The sequence below is a fragment of the Synechococcus sp. R55.7 genome, assembly GCF_047461955.1.
GTDB lineage: Bacteria > Cyanobacteriota > Cyanobacteriia > Thermostichales > Thermostichaceae > Thermostichus.
Map to the genome: position 1 here is coordinate 3,551 of NZ_JANSIC010000051.1, position 1,849 is coordinate 5,399.

The window sequence follows — 1,849 nt, forward strand, 5'->3', positions numbered from 1 at the left end:
TTTTCTACATTGCCGATATTCCCATTGGGCGATCCCTCTCCTTCTTGGCGGGATCCCTGGCCACGTTGGGCCTGTTGCTGATTAGCCTGCTGCCTTTTCTCGGCACCGGCCTGGCCTAATCTGGCGAGAGAAACTCCCCCGTCATTTGTTGAGCCTGCCGGTACCCTGGCCCAACCTGCGATACTGGAAAAGGACTTCGTCCTGCTGTCGCCAACGGCGTCCTCTGGGTGCCTCTCTTCTGTCCACGGCCCACTACGCAACGGTCAGCCATGTACACTCTGGAACTGCTCCTGAAAGGGAACCCTGCCCCCATCGTTGTCCACCAAAAAGAGGAAGAAGCGGCCAACCGGGCCTACCAAAGCATCGTCAATGCTCTGCAGAGTGGATCCCCTCAGAGTTTGGAGCTGACCTGCGACCGCACTGGCAAAAAGGTGTTCCTGCTCACCGGTGAGCTATGTGGCGTGCAAATGACTTCCAAGTCGGGCGGCGCCAGCCCCATGGGAGCCCGTCCCGGTTTTTTGGCCCAGTTGCAAAGCTGAGGACAGCCCTTTTCTCTCTGCCGCTAAGGGATCCCCATGTCTGAGGTGGCCATTCGGGTGGAGAGCCTGACCTTTGCTTGGCCGGAACGTCCGCCGGTTTTGCAGGCGTGCAGTTTTGTCATTCCCAAGGGCCAGTTGTGGATGCTGTTGGGGCCCAATGGCAGCGGCAAGTCCACTTTGTTGCAACTGTTGTCCGGATCCCTGACCCATCCCCAGCCCCTTTCGGGCCACCTGGAGATTCGCGGTCGGCTGGGCTATGTGTTTCAAAACCCGGATCACCAACTGTTCATGCCCACGGTGGGAGCCGATGTGGCCTTTGGCTTGGGAGCAGAGGCTCTGACCTTGGCGGAAATTCACCAGCGGGTGGAAACAGCCTTGGAGCAAGTCGGATTAAAGCACCTGATCCGTCGGCCCATCCACGGCCTCAGCGGCGGACAGAAGCAACGAGTGGCAGTGGCAGGGGCTTTGGCCCGGCGCAGCGAGGTGCTGCTTTTGGACGAGCCGACAGCCCTGTTGGATCCCGACAGCCAGGCGGATTTGCTGCGGTGCATCCGGCAACTGGTGGATCAAGAAGGCATCACCGCCCTCTGGGTAACCCATCGGCTGGCGGAACTGGAATGGGCAGATGGGGCGATTTTGCTCTCGGAAGGTCAAGTGCGTCAACAGGGATCCCCAGAGCAGGTGCGGCAACGGATTGAACAACTGTTTGGGGCCTGAGGGATCCCTGCGCATCCTGATCCCAAAGAGATCGCGAAAGCGTAGCTGCACCCCCCGGGTGTCCCTGTTTAGAATAGGTAATGTATCCGGTTGATCAATTCGGTTGGCACAAGGTCATTATCCTGGACTCATTCCTCATCTGGATCGGCTGGTTTTTACCTGTTGATCCTCGGTTACACCGAATCCCTACAGGTTCTGCGTCAACCGGTTATATCAGCGGGCCACCGGCCCCATCTAGTCTAAAGGAGCTTGAGAACATGGGACTGTCTGAAGTGATCGCCAAAGAGCTGGAAAATGCTCGCAACGTCTGCTCTGAGTACGGCGAAGGGGATCCCCACTGCCGTGCGGCCTGGGACGCAGTTGAAGAAGTGCTGGCAGCTCGCAGCCACCAGCCGAGGACTCCCAGCAGCCTAGAGCAGCACTGCGCCGAAAACCCAGATGCTGTTGAATGCCGGGTCTACGATACCTGATTCTCGGGAACCCCACAGAGTGGATGCTCTCTGTCGATTCCGTAGCGATCGACAGGGTTTCCTACTGGGGATCTCCGACAAAATCCAGCGGCCTGCCGGATCCCTGCCGGTAGGCTTTGCTTT

At 58.6% G+C, this 1,849-nt stretch carries 3 protein-coding genes; all 3 read left to right on the top strand.

The window, feature by feature from the left end:
• Nucleotides 1-269: 269 nt before the first annotated feature.
• Entirely contained in the window at nt 270-539 is a 270-nt protein-coding gene (locus NW820_RS04250) for a hypothetical protein (RefSeq protein WP_414332008.1), read from the top strand.
• 36 nt (nt 540-575) lie between these two features.
• A complete protein-coding gene (locus NW820_RS04255) occupies nt 576-1,256 on the top strand; it encodes an energy-coupling factor ABC transporter ATP-binding protein (RefSeq protein ID WP_414331746.1) in 681 nt (226 codons plus the stop codon).
• A 257-nt stretch (nt 1,257-1,513) separates the two neighbouring features.
• Nucleotides 1,514-1,726 (top strand): CP12 domain-containing protein, encoded by a 213-nt coding sequence (locus NW820_RS04260; protein WP_011434185.1) that lies wholly within the window; start codon nt 1,514-1,516, stop codon nt 1,724-1,726.
• Nucleotides 1,727-1,849 lie beyond the last annotated feature (123 nt).